At 37.6% G+C, this 18810-nt stretch carries 5 protein-coding genes and 1 pseudogene; 2 read left to right on the top strand and 4 right to left on the bottom strand.

Annotated elements, in window-relative coordinates; translation table 11 throughout:
* Positions 1–141: 141 nt before the first annotated feature.
* The 4 genes and pseudogenes from AC504W_RS21365 to AC504W_RS21350 all read right to left on the bottom strand — a co-directional run bounded on the left by AC504W_RS21365 (position 142) and on the right by AC504W_RS21350 (position 12779).
* The gene (locus AC504W_RS21365) at positions 142–5532 is read right to left on the bottom strand and encodes a trifunctional serine/threonine-protein kinase/ATP-binding protein/sensor histidine kinase (RefSeq protein ID WP_494874227.1); all 5391 of its coding nucleotides are present in this window, start codon (positions 5530–5532) and stop codon (positions 142–144) included.
* 163 nt (positions 5533–5695) lie between these two features.
* Positions 5696–8770, bottom strand: coding sequence for a non-ribosomal peptide synthetase (locus AC504W_RS21360; RefSeq protein ID WP_494874226.1), 3075 nt, complete (start codon positions 8768–8770; stop codon positions 5696–5698).
* 762 nt (positions 8771–9532) lie between these two features.
* Positions 9533–11888 (bottom strand): annotated as a pseudogene (locus AC504W_RS21355) (WD40 repeat domain-containing protein).
* Positions 11889–12389: 501 nt separating this feature from the next.
* Positions 12390–12779 carry a hypothetical protein gene (locus AC504W_RS21350; RefSeq protein ID WP_494874224.1) on the bottom strand — a complete coding sequence of 130 codons (390 nt, stop codon included), beginning with the start codon at positions 12777–12779 and terminating at the stop codon, positions 12390–12392.
* 846 nt (positions 12780–13625) lie between these two features.
* Here AC504W_RS21350 and AC504W_RS21345 point away from each other — a divergent pair.
* A complete protein-coding gene (locus AC504W_RS21345) occupies positions 13626–16814 on the top strand; it encodes a Calx-beta domain-containing protein (protein WP_494874223.1) in 3189 nt (1062 codons plus the stop codon).
* Positions 16815–17060: 246 nt separating this feature from the next.
* A complete protein-coding gene (cobJ, locus tag AC504W_RS21340; RefSeq protein ID WP_494874222.1) occupies positions 17061–18761 on the top strand; it encodes a precorrin-3B C(17)-methyltransferase in 1701 nt (566 codons plus the stop codon).
* The last annotated feature ends 49 nt before the right edge of the window (positions 18762–18810 follow it).

Below are 18810 nucleotides of genomic sequence, written 5' to 3'. Positions count from 1 at the left end.
AAGCTATATAGAACCACTGGCCACAGAAATAAAGGAAGTTTTCTGCCCACTCTGGGGCAAAATGGCTATTAAATTAACATTTATATACATCACTGTCTAGATGTTATGCTAGAAAGTTGAGTATTTTGTGAGGAAGTTTATTTACAGTGGTAACTGGATAATAAACTCTGTTCCTTGCCCAGGTACAGAATTCACCTCAATACTTCCACCATGTTTTTCAATGATAATTTGACGAGCGATCGCTAATCCCAAACCAGTTCCTTTACCTACTGGTTTAGTTGTAAATAGGTGATCAAAAATTTTCTGCTTAACTTCAGGAGTCATCCCAATTCCATTATCTTTAATATAAATTAATACACTTTTATGCTCCTCATTAAGTTTGGTAGTGAGCATAATGCGATTGGGATGAGCTTTGATCTCATCTATATTGCGTCCTATATTTGACTCTTCTAAAGCATCAATAGCATTGGCTATTAAATTCATAAATACTTGGCTAAGTTGACCAGGAAAACACCGCACTAATGGAATGTCGTCATAATTTTTGACAACTTCAATTGCGGGACGAGCTTGTGAAGCCTTGAGGCGGTGTTTGAGAATTAAAATTGTACTATCAAAAATTTCATGAAGATTACAAATACTTGGTTTTTGAGTATCGCCTCTGGAGAATGTACGCAAACTGAGGCTGACATCATAAATCCGATTGATTCCCTCTTGCATCGAAGCAATTAATTTAGGCAAGTCTTCCCGCACATATTCTACATCTACATCGCGCAAAGTTTTTGTTATTTCTGGTGCAGGTTGAGGATAGTAATTTTCATACAAGTCAATTACTTTTAATAAATCTTGGATATATTCACTTGCAGGTTTTAAATTACCAATAATAAAGCCGATGGGATTATTAATTTCATGCGCTATACCTGAAACTAAATTGCCCAAAGTAGACATTTTCTCACTCTGTACTAATTGCAACTGCATTTCTGTGAGGTCAGACAGAGAAGATTCTAATTGTTTGGCGTAGTTTTGAGCTTGCTGATATAGCCGAGAGTTCTCTAAAGAAATAGCTGCTTGAGATGTAATTAAATTCAAAACCTTGATATTTTCTTTCGTGAATGCACTGGCAATGAGTTTATTTTCTAGGTACAAAATTCCAATAAATTTCCCTTGATAGAAGATAGGGTTACATAATATTGAAATTGGTTTGTGCTGTTGGATATAAAGATTTGATTGATAATTAGGCTCCGCAAGAGCATCATTTATCACTAAAACTTCTTGCGTTCTAGCAACGTATTCAACTATAGGTACTGGAATATCTTTACTTGCTTTTACCGGAATTGATGGCAGAATAATCGAATTGCTATCTATACTATTGACGGCTTCTAGGAATAATTCATTATCTTTAAGTAAAATCAGACAACCCTTTTGAGCAGCAGCATTTTCGAGAATTATCTGCAAAAGTTTCTCTAGGAGTTTATCTAGCACTATTTCGCTACTAATTGCTTGTGAAGCTTTCAGGATTGTCCCTAGATCTAAAATACCATCGTTGTTACTTGTCGTTCCTGAATAGTTGATTTTTGTTGTAGCGATCGTTCGGGTAACATCGATTGCTGATTGTTTCCAATTTACACTACGAATAATTAAATTATTATAGTGTTCATCTAAGTATTGAACTTTCGCTATAGCTCCCCAATGAATATAACCATAATAAGCTTCAGTTATGTACATTTTGGCAATTTTTTCTTTACCAAAATCTATATAACATTTAGCTGCTAATTCATTAGCTAAAGCTTCTTCGGCAACATAACCATGCTTCTTTGCTCCTGCAATAGCCCGATCATATAAGTCTGTGGCTACTTGAAATTTACCTAATACTCTAGCTTTTTCTGCTTCTACTAGCTCATATTTATGCTGGAAGTTACATGGTGCTTGTATAGCCCATTTTTTCATTTTATGTTGATTAGCTGTTACTTGTTTTAAATATTGCTTCTTTTGTAAAGGTAAAGCCTGATTACACAGTGCTGTCAGAGCTAAAGAATGATAGAAATTATTAGCAGTATAAATTAGTAATCCTACATTATCGGCATGAGTTTTTTCAGCTAATACGGCATTTTCAATTGCTAGTGCATATTCACCAAATAAATAACATACTATGGTTTTACATCCATAATAAAATCCTTTAAAAGAGTAATTTTTTAATAACTCTGCTGCCATTGTAATTTCATCAAAAGCCTCACCAATTAAAACAGCTTTTTGTGATGTCTTTGCTTGCAAATTTAAAGCTACTTGTCTGAACATGCTTGTAGCTACCCCTAGAGATTGCAACTTTAATTTCTGCATTAAATCAACATAGCCAGATATTTTCTGATCTACAGATTCTAAATTTTCTCCCGAAAGTAAAGCATGATAGCCCGCAATTACAGCACAATAACCAGCATTTTCTATATTACCTAATTCTAAGCCACTCTGCATCCCCTCTAAAAGCGGTGAGATTGTATCTTTCAGATGTTCTTTATAAAAGCTAATCGTTCCATTATTGACAAAGTAAACAGTAGCTTTTATTGAGTTATCATTCATATTTGCCAGTAAATCTACTGCCAGCTTTCCTAATTTATATCCTGTTTCAACTTGGTTAAATTTATCAGTTAAAATAGTTCCATAAGCTGCATAACCATAAGCTGAAACAGGTGATTTACCGTATTTAATAGATAATCTCACCATCGCCAATACAGATAACACAAACAGAAAAGAGCCTGCCTGACTAGCCGCTGGCACAATTTGCAATAAAATTTGCATCGCTGCTAGTTTATAAGGATCAGACATATCAGGTAACAAAGCTAACTTTTCTATTGGTTTACCTATTAATCCTATTTTTGTCTCTGTTAAGGCTGATAAAACATGTAATTGTGTAGGGTTATTTGGTAATATTACACCTAATTCTCTCAAGGCTTTTACACCAATTTCTAAAACTTCTGGCATCTGATTTTGTGCCATGTAAGTTAGCATTTTTACTTCATATAGTTTTACCTTATCTAGAATATTATTGGCTCGATTTATAGCAATATTCCCTAAATGATTAGACTGTTCAAAATTACCATTTAAATACTCTATCTCTGTAGTTTCAGTATATAAGTTCAATGTTAGTTCATAATATTTTTGCCAACTATCTGCTGTTAACAACTTTAAGCCTATATTCAAATATCTTGCAGCCGCCTCATACGCAGTAGCCGCTTTTGCTTTTTTACCAGCGAGCAGATTAAGTTTGGCTAGTTCATATTTTTGTAATTGTTGAGTTAATAAATCCCAACCAACATTCAGCTGATTAACAATATCTAAAATATTTTCTGACAATAATTCAGCAGGTGTCTGTTCTAGTAACAAACGACCTATTTGTAAATGAGTTCCTTGTTTTTGATTTTCAGGAATTAATGAATAAGCAGCTTGCTGAATGCGATCGTGTAAAAACTTATAACTAATCTGCTTGGAATCAAAAGTTAATTTAGCAGATTCCTCCTGTTCAAAAACTAAGGGTATGCGATAAGCATCACTCAAAGGTAAAATTAATCCACATTGCAAGGCCGCGTACAGATCACTTGCCGTAGTTGTGGGTGATTTACCGCTAACAATAGACAGAATATCTAGAGAAAATCTATTACCAATACAAGCAGCTAATTTCAATATTTCTTGTGTAGCGATCGGCAGGTTTTTAATTCTACTAGCAATTAATTCTACGATGCGTTTATCAATAATTCCAATTGTTTGAATTTTGTCTATATCCCACTGCCATAAACCAGTGTGAAATTCAAAATTAAATAAATTATCTTGATGTAATGCAAGTAATAACTGTGTTAAAAAAAATGGATTTCCTGCTGTCTTATTGTAAAGTAAATCTACTAATGGTTTGATTTTATCTGAATTTTCATTCAGTGTATCAGCAATTAATTGATGATAATTATCAACAGATAGAGCTTGTAAGACAATATCCTGAACAAGATTATGGCTTTTATTAATTTCTTCTATTGTTTGGATTAAAGGATGTGTAATTGTAACTTCATTATTTCGATAAGCACCTATTAAAAGTAAATATTGAGTTTTGTGGTCAGTAATGAGTAATTGTATTAACTTGAGGGTAGCTGAATCACTCCATTGCAAGTCATCTAAAAAGATTACCAAAGGGTGATCTTTTGTGGCAAACACGCGGATAAAGTCTGTAAAAACACGATTAAAGCGATTTTGTGATTCTGCTGCGCTGAGTTGAGCTACTTCTGGTTGTTTGCCAATGACCAATTCCACTTCTGGAATTACATCAATAATAACTTTTCCATAAGACTTAACAGCTGCTAAAATTTTACGCCGCCATATTTCAAACTTAGTATCATCTTCTGTAAGCAATTGCCTCATTAATGAACTAAAAGCCTGAATCAATGAGGCATAGGGAACATTCCGTTGAAATTGGTCAAATTTACCACTAATAAAGAAGCCTTTGGCACGAGTGATCGGTTTATTTACCTCATTCACTACAGAAGATTTACCAATTCCTGAATAGCCAGAAACTAAAATAAGTTCACGCTTGCCTTGACTAACTCGCTCAAAAGCTTCTAAAAAAGAATTAACTTGACTTTCTCTGCCATAAAGCTTTTGGGGAATTAGCAATTGACTTAAAATATCTAAACGACCAGGTGTGAAATTACAGATTTCCCCTGTTGTTTCTAACTGTTCTTGACATATTTCTAAATCTGCCAACAATCCTTTAGCTGTTTGATAGCGGTCTTCAGCATTTTTTGCCATCAGTTTCTTTACCAGAAACGAGATAGCACTAGGAATTTCGGGATTTAATAATTCAATTTCTGTAGGTTCTTTAGCAATATGAGAGTAAACTAACTCTAGGGGGTCATGACTTTGAAAAGGTAATTGCTTGGTAAGCATTTCATAGAAAGTCACCCCAAGAGAATAAAAATCACTCCGATAGTCAAGGTTGCGGTTCATTCTCCCGGTTTGTTCCGGGGACATATAAACAAGAGTGCCTTCTAGTTGATTGGGGTTAGCTAGTTGGGGTATTTCTTTATCTAAACGGGAGGCAATACTAAAATCAGTCAGTTTGACAAGCCCAGTTTCTGGGTTAATGATGATGTTGGCAGGTTTAATATCTTTATGAATAATATGGCAATCATGTACTGAGACTAGAGCTTTTGCTAATTGAATGGCAATGCTCATAAAACTTTTTAAATCTTGTCTGCTTTGACTTAGCAGTTGTTTCAAAGAGTAGCCATGAATATCTTCAAATACGATCGCTAGGCGATTTTTGTGGGTTTCCAGTCTTAAAACCTTGACAACACCTGCTAAATTTAGGTTTTCTGTAATTTTGTATTCATGTCTCAGACGCGCGATCGCATCTATGGAAGGATATTCCGCTTTCAGAATTTTCAGAATGATCGATTGTTTGTCGTATTCTGACCTAGCACGATAAATAATCGTGTCATCTCCTTCATGGAGCATTTCGTTTAATTCATACCCTGATATTAAATCAACTGTCAGCATTGTTATTCCCTTTGTGAATAAACAAAAAATAGTTAAAAAAATTAACTATTTTTTTCTTGAGTTACAAATTAAAGATTTTGATATTCTAGTAAGACTATTTATTTATGAAATTGAAATATCTAGATTCCCGACTGCTGATAAAAATCGGGAATCTATTTTTAGGCTAATAGTTTAGTGATGCAGTATGTTGGAGTTGTCTGGTCGAGAAATGTTTATCAAAGTTGGGTAGGTATTGTCTAATCAGATTCTTATCTATTTTTGGACACTCAATATTAGTATCCTCGATCGCCTGAAGGACATTTTTCGTTTGGAAGTCAGGAGTGCGATGATGTACCTCTAAAATAGTGCTGCGGTCTTGATAGACTTTCTCTTGGAAGAAAGAAATCAATGGATGTAAGGGATTAGTTGTTGACAAAGTAGACAAAGCATTTAACCAGTTTTTTGGAGAAATCTTTTGTAGAGGATAGCCTAACTCTTTCAGGTATTCAAATATTTCTAGATGGCTTAATTCCTTTTCAGGTGGTACCAGAATATTGTACTGACCACCTGTATATTTTGTATCTAAGGAAAGATGAGCGATCGCCTCAGCAACATAGTCTACAGGTGTTGGCACCCAACGTTTTTCAGGAAAATCGGGATACATCCCCATCTGAATGCAACCACTGACAAAGCGATAGAACATATCATTGAGGTTCGCAACTTGGGTTTGTCTGTGTCCAGAAATAAAACCAGGACGGTAAATAGAAACGGCTAATCCTTTTGCTTGGGCTGAGTGCAACATCCTTTCCGCAACCCATTTTGACCGTACATATCCATACTCTACAGATATAATTCCTTCACACAAATCAATATCAAACTCCTCTGCAACTTCAGTTATACCTAGCAAAGATGTAATTGAGCCATAAACAGCTAGGGTAGATAGGTAATGCAAAGTTTTATGACGACGATGTGCTGCTAAAGTCAGGATATTTGCAGTCCCATCAACATTGGATTTTTTGATCAGCGAGTAAGGTTTGATGTAATTAGTATCAGCAGCTACATGATAAATTTGATCAACTTCCTCACCCAGTTGGTCAAATAATCGGGTCGGCAGTTGCAACTGTGGTTGCTCAATATCGCCATTAATGACACTTACCTGCGCCAGTTTTGCCGTTGGTAGTTGATATTGAATAAAGGTTGCTCGCAGCCTTTCGACTGCATCTGTCTGGTTTTCTGCCCGAATCAGACAATAAATTTTCTGATAACTACCTCTTGTCAGTAGTTCATCAAGCAAGTGTGCGCCGAGAAAACCTGTTGTACCTGTAATTAATGCACAGTCATATTTAGCTTGTGGTGGTTCTTGCCAAAGAGATGTGTTTAAATCAGGAGAAAGTACAGCTTCTGCTTGTAAGTCAATGTATCTATCATTAGCAGCACTTTCACTTTTGAGTTTAAACTGCTCTAATAATCTGGCTACATCTGATGGGGTCGGATACTCATAAATTAAGCGAGAAGGAATAGCGATACCAAAATCGCGTTCGAGTCCATATAAGACATGAGCTATACACAGGGAACTGCCACCCATTTCAAAGAAATTAGTGTGAGGTTTGCAAGTACCAGTAGGCAATTCTAAAGCTTCATCAAAAACTACCGCAATTTTGATAGAGTTATCCATCGTATCAGCAACAAAAGATGGTGTTTGAGGCAATTCTGGTAAAGCATTTCGGTCTACTTTACTACGATTAGATAGCAAAGGTAATTCGTCCATGAACACAAAACGCGTAGGCACCATATAATCTGGTAATTGTTCAGCCGCAAAGCGTTGTAGGTGCTTTTCTGTTAAAAACTGCCCAGCTTTGGGAACGATGTATGCAACAAGCATTGATACACCATAATTTTCTGGCACATCACTACTTTCTATTCGCACACTTCTAATTGCTTTAACGGCATTTGTCTGTACTCCAGGATGTTGGGCAAGTATCATTTCGATTGCTTCTATTTCTATACGCTTGCCCCGAATTTTCACCTGATGATCAGATCTACCAGCATAGTGTAACAGCCCAGGTTGATGTGGATCTTCGTAAACGATATCACCTGTTTTATAAATTTTACCTAAACCAAAAGGGTTGTCTAGAAAGCGAGAACTTGTAATTTCTGGTTTGTCTAGATAGCCTTTAGCTACTCCCATACCACCTACATATAGCTCTCCCTTTTCACCACTATGACAAAGTTGGAGTTCTTCATTGAGAATGTATAGCTCTATATTTGGTAGTGCATAGCCAATGGGCAGACTCATTTCTTGTTGCTTGAATTCGTACATTGTGCAACAAACTGTGATTTCTGTTGGCCCATAAGCATTGAAAAAGCGCGTGTGCGGCGAAACCCAGACTTTGGCAAGTGAGACAGGGCAAGCTTCTCCACCTACTACTACCATTCGTAAATCAGGCAAATAATTACGAAAAGCTGTGAGTGTTGCGAGTACAGAAGGTGGTAGCATCACCCATTGCACCCTATATTTTGTGAGAAAATTTGCCAAGAGTTGCCCAGGAAGCATTTGCTCTCTTGCACCTAGTACTAAAGTTGCACCACCACATAAGGCTGTGAAGATTTCCCAGACGGCGGCATCAAAACTGATAGAAGCAAACTGAAGTAAACGCAAGCCTGGTTGGATATTAAAAGTGTGACAACTAGCTTCTGCAAGATTTAGCAATCCTTGATGGGTAAGCATTACGCCTTTAGGAACGCCTGTAGAACCAGATGTGTAGATAATGTAAGCTAATTGGTCAGGCTCTACGGAAGGTAACGAAGAGGATGTAGTTAAAGGTTCCCAGACTGCAGGAGTGTCTAAAAAACACATTTGTCCATCCAAACCACTCTGCCGCATTGCTGGCTCAATATCAAAGGCAAACTTTTGCTGGGTCAGAATCGTGGTTAATTTAGCATCAGCAATCATGTAACTAAGTCGCTGACGGGGTAAATCAGGATCAAGAGGAACAAACGCTGCACCTGCTTTTAAAATGGCGCAGATTGCAATCACCATTTCAAAAGAAGGTTCGATACACAATCCCACTAAACTGTTTGGTTTTAGCGAACCTTGTGCTGTTAAGTATTGAGATAACTGTTCTGTTCGCTGCTGCAATTCACTATACGTAAACTGCTGATCTTCGATAATCACAGCTAGTTCATCATGATATTTCTGGAAAACGAAATCGATTAGAGAAACTACTGTTTTATGAGTTGGAGAATTTTGATTATTCATTATAATTACAGATACGTATTTGTGCAAAAAATGCGAAATTATATGATGGAGATAGATAGCACTGATAAAACTGAAAGTTCAAAGTAGAAGCTTGTAAACAGAGAATTATAAGATTAGCAATTTCATATCTTTAAATTGATAATTTGGTAATCTGGTAATCTTAAGAGAAGTACAAAAATAATTGTTTAATTAGCTAACTGCATACTTCAAATCAGAAGCTACCGGCTATCTTGCAGGGTCAAAAAGCTATTTCCATTTCAACAAGCTCTTGAGCGTAAGGTAGAGTATGTTCAAAGGAGAGAAGTTCTACAAAGTATTGGGAACTTGTAGAAACTACAATTTTTTCTAAAAATTACTAACTCTAGATTTAGATATTGTTTCAGCAATTTAACGCAAGTAGTTTTCAATCTAGCTTGTAAAGTTATCATCTAAAATTCCGAAGATAAAAATCTGAAGCTAGAAAATCATCTTGACATAGCTTTTCTTAAATATCTAGATGTTAATTCAAATCTTTAACTTTATAAAATCACTATAATCAATACCTATGCAAGGATATTTAAGTATGTAATAGAAAAGTAATTTCATGTTTATTACTCACCCAATAAAGGTTTTAATCAATATTTAATCAGTAATTTATTTTGTCTAAATAATTTATCGGAAAACAAATATTATATTGTTAAAATCATAAGTAATTATACGTAAGTACCATAAAAATTAGCTTCTTACACAAATCAGGTATTCAAGTTTATATTCAGCAATTTGCTAAACTTGCCAAATTTTGATTGTTTTATCAGAACTACCACTAACTAAAAATTTACCATCAGGACTCAGAGCGAGAGAATTTACAGTTCCTGAATGTCCGGTGAGTGTGTAGAGGATTTCATTTGTCGCAATCCGCCAAATATTAATTGTGCGATCGCCACTACCACTAAATAAACGTTGTCCATCAGAACTCAGAGTGATGGATTTGACTGCATCTGAGTGGCCGTGGAGAGTCTGCAAAAGTTTACCTGTTAGCAAATGCCAAATTTTAATCGTTGTATCAGCACTACCGCTAAATAGCAGTTGTCCATCAGAACTAATGGCGATTGATTTTACCTCGCCTGTATGACCTGTGAGTGTACGTAAGGGATCACCTGTGCGCGGGTTCCACAGCCTAATTTTGCTATCGGAACTACCACTGGCTAAAATGCTACCATCAGGACTAATGGCGACAGCATGAACAGCTGAAGAATGCCAAAGTGTACAAATGCGATCGCCTTTATGTAAATTCCAAATTTTAATTTTGTTACTACCACTAGCGAGAATCTGCCCATCAGGACTAATATCGACAACGTTGACTGGTTTTTGATGACCCAATAGAGTGTGGATTAACTGACCAGTGGTTAATTGCCAAACTGTAACATTACTTTTGGGATGTTGACAACTTCCCACCGCCAGAAAATTCCCATCAGAATTAATCGCCACCGATGAAACTTCGCCTAAATTACCGGTGAGAGTTCTAATCTGTTTTCCGGTTTGCAAATTCCAGATATTAATTGTTTGATCTGCACAGCCACTCACGACAGTTTCACCATCAGGACTAATAGCCACAGATGCAACTTTACCGGAATGATCCTGTTAAGGTGTGGATGAGTTCGGGAAATTCGAGGGTGCGTTTGTGTTTGAGGGTGGCGATCGCCTGTAAGATTTTTTCTGTGGATGCAATACTTTGGCGATCGCTCACTGCCATAAAATATTCTTTGAGTTTATCAAAATATTCCTCATCTTCTATTTTGATGGCAGATAGCATTGCTTCTAGAGGATGAGGAAATTCCTGAGTTTTAACTTGACGCAATTCTAACCAGGTGTTGATGGAATAATCTACTTGTTCTTGCGCCCAAGAGCGATCGGGTAAATGTGATAAACTCTGCGCTAATTGTAAAGCTAACTCTGGAACCCAATATCTACGCTCTTTTTCCAGAGCTTGATAAACTTGTTGATACCCTGCGGCATATACCTGGAGTATATTATCTTCTGACATTGCCTGTACTGCGAGCAAATCTAGCCTATCTTTGAGAAAACTAGGTAACAACTCTGGTAATAATGGTGGTACATCATGATGAACTAAGTGATAAGCATCTGCTACCCAAGCTGCAACTAAACAATGACAGGTAATTAATACTTGACAAAACTTAGCAATATCCTGCTGATTTATTTGGTATTTCCAAGACAGTTTACTAATATCAATCCCTTTATCTTGCCATTTTTCTGCCTTTTCTAAAATTGCCAAATTATGTACATTATCACCGCCTAACTGAGTAATTTCCTCTAAGTCTTCACCTAAATTGATTAATTCATCTCTAATTTTTTTCCACTCTAAAGCCCGATTTTTAGCAAACTCTTGCAAAATCTCTTTGTATGGAAGCCGAGAAATAGTTTTATAAAAATAATTTTCTTGACCTAAACCCCAATAAGCAATCCTAAAATTTAAATAATCACCATCATGGTCTGATTCTAAAATTAAAATTGGCTCTGTTTTTAATAGACTAAATAAAGCCTTAATACTCGATTCACTATGAAAACGTTTACTATCCCAAGCACCTGCTAAAAATTCTGTTGGTCTGGTAGGGTGATGCAGAGAATAATTAGTATTAATAAATTCACGCAAACCTTCAGCTAAAATTCTTTCTAATTCCGAAATTTCTTCAGGATTGCTGTCAAATTGGTCAAACTTAATTTGTGGTGGCGCGAGAAAAATTTTCAGAGGGGTATTTGTGTGAATCTTCCGAGTTTCTAAAATTTGCGAAGGATATAATCTTAAAGGCCAGCTATCCAAAACTTTATTGATTTCTGGTAACTGAAGAGATGTATCTCTTTGCTGTTGTGCAATTTGTAATTGTGTTTCTCGTTGATAAACGGCTAATTTCTGTTGTAAGAGTTTTTCTTGGTGAAATTCATCTTCGGAACTTTTGCTATTAGTGGTAATATTTACAAATTCAATAATTTCTTCGATAACTTGCGGTAATTGATAATTTGTTGTATTTATACCTTCTGATGTTCTCTTTTGTACGAGATTGACAACTATAGGTGCAAACTCTAGTACAAGTTGGATGAGTAACCTTAACCCTTGTTCCATAAAGGGATGCCTGTTAGATTAATAAAATAAATTGTGGAGAAGAAATACTTGTAACTACAGCAGTTTGTTATTAAGTCATGCTGATATTCATCACTTAAAATAAATGCCATAAGCCATAGTACTACTTAGCGGGATCAGATTTGCCCATAAGTTTAATCTCTAGTGTTAATGATGATGCCGCCATATTAACTGCGTTATAACCAATTGCCGAACATTATAGTAAAATTGAAGAGAAATTTTTTCTAGCGATCGCAGCCCTAATCAAATTTTAAAATAGTCAGAAAATTAAGTAAACTAATTGATGTCCCAACCTAAAAACTTCGAGTAAATTAAAGATTTATGCTATGGTTCAAAGCTATCACCATATTAACCTGCTAAATAAGGCTTAAAATCATAAAAACTGCTTATTAAAGCATATAACTAAATTCTACACATACTTTACTGAGCATTTTCTACTATATGAAGGTTTGACTAGAAAATGCTCAGTCTTACCTAACACAATTAAAATCTAATTCCTAATTGTCCATTAAAGCCTCTGACAGAATTATAACCTGCACCGACAAAGACGTGTTTTGTAGCACCTACCTGAACACCACCAGAAACAGCAAGACCTCTATCTTGAGAATATAATCCCAATCCTACATAAGGAGAAATAACTGGTAAATTGATAAACTTTAGCACATCTACTCCCGTAGCACCGTCAGGGCCATTTCCCACTTCCACACCTAAATTTAAGGCTCTAGCTCCCACAGCATAAGTTGTATCGCCATCTTTGCTCCCAACAGATACCCAAGGTTGTGGTACTAATTGAGCAGATGCTTGGCTAGGCGCAAACAAAGCGAACAAACCAATGGATGTAATGAGTGTTTTAGTAATAATTGCTTTTTTCATCCTTTCCTCCTAATATTAACCAGCCAAGATGATTAATTGTGACGCATTTGCTAAAGTTAAGTGCCTGAATTAAGTGAGATAAGTTTGCGCTCAAAGATAGTAACTTGGAGTGAATTTGGCAGTGAGAATATTATTATTGATGGCAACTTATGATGATTAGACAAAAACATGAAATATCTATAAGAATCATCTTTGATTTTTGAGAAAAAAAAGTGAATTTCTACTTGACTTATTTGGTGTTATTGATGATGTAGTGACTGGTACTAAGCGCAGCCGAAGTAGCTTATCGAAGTGTTCTCCATTTTCTACATAAACAAATAATTTCATTAATTACAGTCAATTTAGATAAAACTGAGCGGTATTTTCACATAAGCTAGTTTTTTATACGGACTTACTGACTCCAAAATGGCTCTCTGAGTTGATGAAATAAATCGTTGAAAGTAATTAAGTAAATTTATTTCGGGTGAATTTTTAATATAAACTTTTTTAAATTACGTAGAATTATTTAAATTATTTAGAAAATAAATTACATTATCATCTGCGATTCAGATTCAAAATAATAGTAGATAAACTCAGGTAAGCAGATTATAGCAGTATTAGAATGTAGCCAATAACATCAGTAATTTAAATCTGGCTTATTCTTTGTTTACATCGCTCTTGGGATTGTACAACCAAGAAGAGTTTAGTAATAGATGCGTAGACGCGTTCGCGCAGCGTCTCCGATAGGAGAAGCGTCTTGTCCTTGGACATCGCTCAATTACTTGGGAAAAACTCACGCAACTTTGACAAGCAATAGTAAAAGCTAATTTTACTATCGCTTGTGATAGTTGCGTAGATCTTAATTTTATGAGTAATGCTCTCAATCCCGCCGTTTCGCTCACATACAACCAACTCAGCAATTTTTCTGATTTAAAAAACTTTTGGAATTTATTCGACACTGTTTTTGGGACAGAATACAACCATACAGTTGCAGCTACTTTACATTCCCAATGGCAATCTGGAGACTTTAGTCAATTTCCACAAATCGAAATTATTAGTAATAGCATTTTTGAAGATACTCATACAGGTGCTGCCAGTGGTAGCAATAAAATTTATCTGTCTGATAGCTTTATTGCCACAGCTACACCAACAGCAATCAAAGCTGTTTTATTAAAAGAAATCGGCAATTTTGTTCATAGTCTGATTCAACCAATTGACAGCCCTGGAGATAAAGGGACAATTTTTGCTGATTTAGTGCTGAACAATAGCTCAACAAACCTAGCACCTACATCTATACTGCAACCAACTTTAATTCAGGCTATTCAAAGCAACAATGCACATGCTCAAAGGTGTAGTTGCTCGTCTTGTATGCTGGCTCCAGTAAATTTAAATCTAGTCAACCCTCAACCGTCACAGTTAGCTTCAACTATATCAGCTACTTTAGATTTATCTAAGACTTTCTCTCTCAATAGTTTAGCAGGTGCTAACCAGACAATTTATTTAGATTTCAACGGGCATACCACCTCTGGGACTTACTGGAATACAGATTTTACAAGTGGCGCTAACATCGTTACTCCGTCCTTTGACTTTGATGGCAATACAGCATCTTTTAGTTCGGCGGAACTTGAAAGAATCCAGTATATTTGGCAGCGTGTTGCTGAGGATTTCAGCCCGTTTAATGTTAATGTCACCACCCAAGCTCCAACAGATATTAATGACTTGATTAAGAGCAGTTCTACCGACACTCGCTGGGGTGTGCGTGTTGTGATTGGCGGTAGTAGTTATGATTGGTTCGGTAATGGAGCCGGGGGAGTCGCTTACCTGGATTCATTTAACGATAATACTGATACTCCTGCCTATATATTTAGTAACAACCTACAAAATAGCGAAAAATATACGGCTGAAGCTATTTCCCATGAAGTAGGTCATACTTTAGGGCTTGAGCATGATGGAAGAATTAGCCCAGCAGAAGAATACTACAATGGACACGGTAGCGGAGTTACTGGCTGGGCCGGAATTATGGGTGCTGGGTACTACCAAAACTTAACCCAGTGGAGTAAGGGTGAGTACGCTTCTGCTAATAATACTGAAGATGATTTGCAAATTATTACCACTTACAATGGTTTTGGCTACCGTACCGATGATGTCGGTAATACAATCGCCGCAGCAAAGTCTCTAACAATTTCTGGTACATCTGTAACTGGTAGTGGCATTATTGAGCGCAACACAGATGTTGATTTCTATAGCTTTGTCACGGGTGCTGGGACGATTAACTTAACAGTTGACCCCTTTAGTCGTGGCCCTAACCTAGATATATTAGCAAAGCTATACAATTCTGCGGGGACTTTAATTGCATCATCTAATCCCACTGATCTATTATCTGCGGCGATCGCCACAACTGTCGCGGCAGGAACTTATTATTTAGCAATTGATGGTGTCGGTAAAGGAGATCCGCTTTCTACTGGCTACACAGATTACGGCAGTTTGGGACAGTATTTTATCAGTGGCACTATTGTCAGTAGTCCCATTAATCCCACCGTCAGTCTTGCCTTATCATCTACTAGTGTTAACGAAGATGGCAGCAGCAATTTAGTTTACACCTTTACTAGAAACGGCAGTACTGCCAATGCCTTAACGGTTAACTATAGTGTTGGTGGTACAGCTAGTTTTGATAACGACTACCGTCAATTGGGTGCTGCGAGTTTCACAGCTACAACCGGCACAATTACCTTTGCTGCTGGTGCAAATACCGCAACGCTCACCATTGACCCCAACGCAGACACTACTTTTGAAAGTAATGAAACTGTCGCTTTAATTCTAGCTGCTGGGAGTGGTTACATAATTGGCACAACCACACCCGTTACGGCAACCATTGTTAATGATGATTTGCAACCTAAAATTAACCTCAGTGCTAACCAGACTATTGTTGAAGGCAATGCTCAAAACGTGACTTATAGCGTTACGCTTTCTAACGCCAGTAGTCAAACTATCACCGTGCAATATGCTACTGCTAATGCTTCAGCCACAGCAGGCTCCGACTATACCGCCACCACAGGAATTTTGACTTTTAACCCAGGTGTGACTAGTCAAGTAATCAATATCCCAATTCTCAATAATTCTCTGAATGAAGCAGATGAGACTTTTGTTTTAAAGCTGACATCTCCTATCAATGCCAGTCTGGGTACAACCACAAGCGTTACGACAACTATTACTGATACTCTTGTTACCTCTGTTACGACAACCCTAACAGCGAACGTTGAAAACCTTACCCTCACAGGAACAGCCGCAATCAACGGCATAGGAAATGCAGGCAATAATATTCTCAAAGGGAATACTGGTAATAATACCCTTACAGGCGGAGATGGAAATGATACCTATTCGTTTACCGCTACTACTCTTTTAGGGACTGATAGGATTGTGGAAACCACCACAGGGGGAATTGATACGATTGACTTTCGCGGTACTACTATTTCTAGCAATGTAAATTTAGGTATTACTACAACACAAACAGTTAATAGCAATCTCAAACTCACTCTTTCTGCCAACAATGTCATTGAAAATGCCACTGGTGGTACAGGCAATGACCGTCTCACTGGTAATGCACTAAATAACTTTCTCACTGGCGGTAATGGTAATGACCAACTGCAAGGGTTAGCAGGAGATGACACTCTTTGGGGCGGTCTGGGTGATGATATGCTCACAGGCGGAGTTGGTAAGGATAAATATTTGTTCCAAGCTGAAGGTGTTTTCACTGCCAGCTTAGGTGTTGACTACATCAGCCAGTTTGAAGCCTTACAAGATAAGATTGTGCTGAGTAAAAATACTTTCAAGGCTATTATTAATAGTGCCGGACAGACTTTAACTGACTTTGCAGTTGTTACTGATGATGAGTTTGTCAATGCTAGTAATGCGCGGATAGTTTATAGCCAAAGTACTGGCAGCTTATTCTATAACCAGGATGGTAATATTTTGGGTACAGGAACAGTGTTTGAGTTTGCCCGTTTAGGCAATAGTGATATTACTCTCACTAGTAGCGATTTTAGTTTTATTGCCTAGATGTAGAGCATTATTTACACGATTTTGGAAATTACCGACTGCATCTATAGAAATCATAATTTGATTGTTGAAAAAACTTAGATATTTGTAAGGTGGGCATTCACTACCATATTCTGGTTTGATCTAGGTTTTGCTGAAAATGCCCACCCTACTCATACTTGTTGTTTTGGCAAAGGGATTGATCTGTGGTTTGATTTGAAAGATATCAACAATTTGCACGATATCTATTCAAGTTCAACAACTCTTATGATGACGAAAGTTGCACCTGCTGTTGTAGTATTGGGTCAAAATAGTGTAGCAATAGCCCGCACAATAATTAGCGTTCTGCCAGAAGCAACTTTATATGGTTTAGCAGGACGCACTTCTGGGGTTGATGTGAGTTTCACAAATTTTGGGGAAACGTTGCGTGAGTTGTTTGCTACAGGAACACCGTTGATTGGTATTTGTGCTGCTGGTATTTTGATTAGAACCTTAGCACCTTTGATTTGTGATAAGCGTCAGGAACCACCAGTGTTAGCTGTGGCAGAAGATGGTAGTGCTGTAGTTCCGCTGTTGGGTGGGTTGAGTGGAGTGAATGATTTAGCACGCCGCATTGCTGAGGTGCTGGATGTGAAAGCAGCGATTACAACTACAGGTGATATCCGTTTTCGGACAGCGTTGTTGTCGCCTCCTTCTGGCTATCATTTAGCCAACCCTGATGATGCTAAAACTTTTATTTCCGATTTGTTAGCGGGAGCGCAGGTAAAATTGGAGGGAACTGCACCTTGGTTGAGTAATAGTCAGTTACCCATTGATACTCAGGGAGACTTGACAATTCAAGTTACAGAACGTTTGGTACACTCTAGCGCTAATTGTCTGGTTTACCATCCCAAAACTATAGCGCTCGCCATTACTCATCCTGATGTTAATTTAACTACAGTACAGCAAATACTCGCAGATGCTGAACTTGCACCTGCCTCTATAGCTGGAATATTTGCCCCTATTAGTATTGCCGCTAATCCGTCAATTCATGCTATAGCTAATGCTTTTGGTGTCGTTACTCGCTTTTTTACCCAAGGTGATAGCGATGCACAAGCGATCGCTTTGGCGGCAACAGGTTCATCTGGTAAAATAATTGCTACTGCATCTACTGAAATAGCACTAGCGATCGCACCCGAACCAATAGACCCAAACACCATTGGCCAAGCGCGTGGTAAACTAGCCATAATTGGCACTGGCCCTGGTTCTGCATCTTGGATGTCTCCAGAAGTCAAGGAAATTCTCAAAGCTGCAACCGACCTTGTAGGTTACAAAACATACCTCGATTTAGTTGGTGCTTTGGCTGATGGCAAACAATGCCATGAATCTGATAACCGCGAAGAAATAGCACGGGCTACAATGGCGTTGGATTTAGCCGCCACAGGTAAATATGTAGCGGTTGTTTCTTCTGGTGATCCGGGGATATATGCAATGGCGGCAGCGGTGTTTGAAGTCCTTGACCGACATCCTCAACCAGAATGGGACAGTATCGAAATTTATGTTGCGCCAGGAATCTCCGCTATGCAAGCAGCAGCGGCGGCCGTTGGCGCACCTTTGGGACATGACTTCTGCGCGATTTCACTGTCAGATATTTTAAAACCTTGGTCAATTATCGAACAACGAATTGCAGCGGCAGCGGCAGCTGATTTTGCGATCGCATTTTACAACCCTGTTTCAAAAGACCGTACTTGGCAACTTGCAGCCACTAGAGAGATATTACTGCGGTATCGTTCACCAGAAACTCCCATAGTATTAGGTAGAAATCTCGGCAGACCAGGACAAACAGTTAAGGTGATTACTCTTGACCAGTTAACACCAGATGTAGTAGATATGCGAACAGTAATTATTGTTGGTTCTAGCCAAACTAAAACTATTCAACGTAGTGATGGTAGTATCTCAGTTTATACTCCGCGTCGATATACGAAGTAATCGCAGTCCCACACATAGATCACATAAAGCCAGGCTTGTACTGAAAACA

The organism is Nostoc sp. C96 (assembly GCF_059384975.1).
Note: the sequence above shows the minus strand (reverse complement) of the source record. Positions and strands in the feature narration are given on the sequence as shown.

Coding starts and splice junctions, on each gene's coding strand:
- AC504W_RS21365 (WP_494874227.1), bottom strand. CDS start 5,532: ATGCTGACAGTTGATTTAATATCAGGGTATGAATTAAACGAAATGCTC.
- AC504W_RS21360 (WP_494874226.1), bottom strand. CDS start 8,770: ATGAATAATCAAAATTCTCCAACTCATAAAACAGTAGTTTCTCTAATC.
- AC504W_RS21350 (WP_494874224.1), bottom strand. CDS start 12,779: ATGAAAAAAGCAATTATTACTAAAACACTCATTACATCCATTGGTTTG.
- AC504W_RS21345 (WP_494874223.1), top strand. CDS start 13,626: ATGAGTAATGCTCTCAATCCCGCCGTTTCGCTCACATACAACCAACTC.
- cobJ (WP_494874222.1), top strand. CDS start 17,061: ATGATGACGAAAGTTGCACCTGCTGTTGTAGTATTGGGTCAAAATAGT.